Consider the following 2,674-nt stretch of genomic DNA (forward strand, 5'->3'; position numbering starts at 1 on the left):
AGCGCGGCCGGCGGGAGCCCGTCGCGGCGGGCGGCCGCCGCCGCGCCGCCGCCGTCGGCGCCGACGGCCGCGGTGGACAGGAGCGCGAGGGCGATCAGGTCGGAGGACATGGCCGGAGGCGTCAGCATACCGACGCCCGGCCGGTCACGCCACGGCCCCGCCCGTCGAGACGCTAGTGCGCGAGGTCGGGCGGCGGCGCGCCGTCGTGATCGCGGCGCAGCGGGAGCTGCGGGATCCGCAGCGTCAGCAGCGTCGCCGCCGCCACGAAGACGAGGCCCACCATGTAGAGCCGCCCGATGGCGCTGGTGAACGCGCGCTTGAAGGCGTCGGAGAGCCGGTCGACGGCGCCGAGCGCCTCGGCGCGGTCTCGCTCGTCGATCGCCCCGGGCGCGGCGGTGGGAGGCGTGGTGGTGGGACGCGGCGCCGCGCCCGGCTGCGGCGCCGGCGTCCCCTGCGTCGCGCCCAGCACGTCGCCGCCGGCGGCCATCGCGCGCGAGAGCTGCTGCCGGACGCGCGCCGGGTCGAAGCTGACGCCGGCCGTCTCCTCGGCGCCGGCGCTCACGGCGGTGAGCGTCGGCTGCGCGAGCAGCTCGCGCGCGCCCGGCGACACGCCGGCCAGCACGCGCCCCGTCTCGCGCGCCAGCGCGCCGGCGAGCGTCGCCGCGAACACGCTGCCGACCAGCGCGACGCCCATCACCTGCCCGAGCGAGCGCGTGAACGTCGACGCCGCCGTCACGACGCCGACCTCGCGCCCCGGCGCCGCGTTCTGCACCGCCAGCGTGTAGAGTGGGAGGGTGGGCCCGATGCCGAGGCCGACGACCACCATCTTCAGCGTCAGCTCCAGCTGCGAGGACGTGGGCGAGAGGGTGAAGGCCATCAGCGTGAAGCCGACGGCGAGGATCGCGAGCCCGCCGAGCATCAGCGGCTTGTAGCAGCCGGTGCGGGCGACGAGGCGTCCCGACAGCACGCTCCCCGTCACCATGCCGAGGGTGAGCGGCGTCATCGTGAGGCCGGCGCGCGTGGCCGACACGCCGACCACGTTCACCATGAAGAGCGGGAGGAACACCACCGCGCTCAGGAATCCCGCGCCCAGGACGAAGGTCGCGGCGATGCCGTAGGCGACCGTGCGGTTGCGGAAGAGCCGGAGGTCGAGGATCGGGTCGGGCGCGACGCGCTCGCGGCGGAAGAACAGCGCGCCGGCGACGGCCGCGGTGGCGAGCATCCCGAGGATCGCCGGCGACCCCCACCCGAACCCCGACGCGGCCGCCTCGGGCCCCGAGCGACCGAGGCTGAGCGCGACGAGCAACGGCACGACGGCCAGCACGAGCCAGAGCACGCCCGGCAGGTCGAGCGGCGGGCGCGCGCCGCGCGCGGCGCCGCCGAGCCGCGGCATGCGCGTGACGATGAACCAGAGCGCGACGGCGCCGATCGGCAGGTTGACGAAGAAGACCCAGTGCCAGCCGAAGCGGTCGGTGAGGAAGCCGCCGACCAGCGGCCCGACGACGCTCGACAGCCCCATGATCGCGCCGACGAGCCCCGTGTAGCGCCCGCGCTCGCGCGGCGGGAACAGGTCGGCGATGACCGCGAACGCCGTCGTGAACAGTCCCGCCGCGCCGAGCCCCTGCACCGCGCGCGCGGCGACCAGCGCGCCGGTGGTCGGGCTGAGCCCGCACAGCACCGAGCCGACGAGGAAGAGCGCCACCGCCGCGAGCAGCACCGGCTTGCGGCCGCGCGTGTCGGAGAGCTTGCCGTACACCGGCACCATCACCGTCGAGGCGACGAGGTACGCGGTCGTGATCCACGGATAGAGCGACGGCGGGATGCGCAGGTCGCGCTGGATCGCCGGGCCGGCCGTCGAGACGATGGTCTGGTCGAGCCCCGCCAGCAGCAGCCCGAGGAGGACCCCGGTGAGCGTGGCGACCTTCTCCGACCGGGTGAGCGTGGCGGGGGCGGGGACGGCGGCGGGCGGCTGGACGGCGACGGTCATGGGGGGGCGTTTGGCAAAGAGCGGGCGCGCCGCGCGGCGCACGCGGGGCGGCCCGGTTACCATGCGGGCGTGTCCGTCCTGCCCCGCGTCCCGCCCGCCCGGATGATCCCGCGCCTCGCGCGCGAGGACGTCACCGCGGTGGCGGTGCGCGCGGGGCTCCGCGCCGCGACCGCGACCGTGGCGCCGATCGTGGCGGCCGCGCTCCTCGGCGAGCCCGAGCTGCTCTGGGCCGCGCTCGGCGGGTGGCTCGGCTCGCTGGCCGACGCGGGGGGCGCGTTCCGCACGCGCGCGCGCACGATGGCGGCGTTCGCGGTGGGCGGGGCGATCACCTGCGCGGTCGCGTCGTGGGTCGGGCCGAACGGCGCGCTGGCGCTCGGGCTGCTGGCGCTGTGGGCGGGGATCGGCGGGCTGCTGCGCGCCTTCGGCGACCCGGGCGCGGCACTGGGGACGATGTTCGCGGCGACGTTCGTGGCGGCGAGCACGACGCCGGCGGCGACCGCGCGCGAGGCGCTGCTGCGCGGCGCGCTGCTCACCGTCGGCGCGTTCTCCGCCATGGCGCTGGCGCTCTTCGTGTGGCCGGTGCGCCCCTACGCGCCGGTGCGCGAGTCGGCTGCCGCGGCGGCGCGCGCGCTGGCCGCGCTCGCGCGCGGGCTGCTCGACGCCTGGCACCCCGCCGAGCGGCTCCCC

The 2,674-nt window shown here is 77.4% G+C and carries 1 protein-coding gene and 1 pseudogene; one reads left to right on the plus strand and one right to left on the minus strand.

Annotated elements, in window-relative coordinates; translation table 11 throughout:
* Positions 1-172: 172 nt before the first annotated feature.
* On the minus strand, positions 173-1,987 hold the full coding sequence (locus PYV61_RS23785) for an MDR family MFS transporter (protein ID WP_275836361.1): 1,815 nt from the start codon (positions 1,985-1,987) through the stop codon (positions 173-175).
* A gap of 69 nt (positions 1,988-2,056) precedes the next feature.
* On the opposite strand from PYV61_RS23785, the pseudogene PYV61_RS23790 reads away from it, so the two are divergent.
* Positions 2,057-2,674 (plus strand): annotated as a pseudogene (locus PYV61_RS23790) (hypothetical protein); the annotation flags it as partial.

The sequence above is a fragment of the Roseisolibacter sp. H3M3-2 genome, assembly GCF_029211165.1.
Taxonomy (GTDB): domain Bacteria; phylum Gemmatimonadota; class Gemmatimonadetes; order Gemmatimonadales; family Gemmatimonadaceae; genus Roseisolibacter.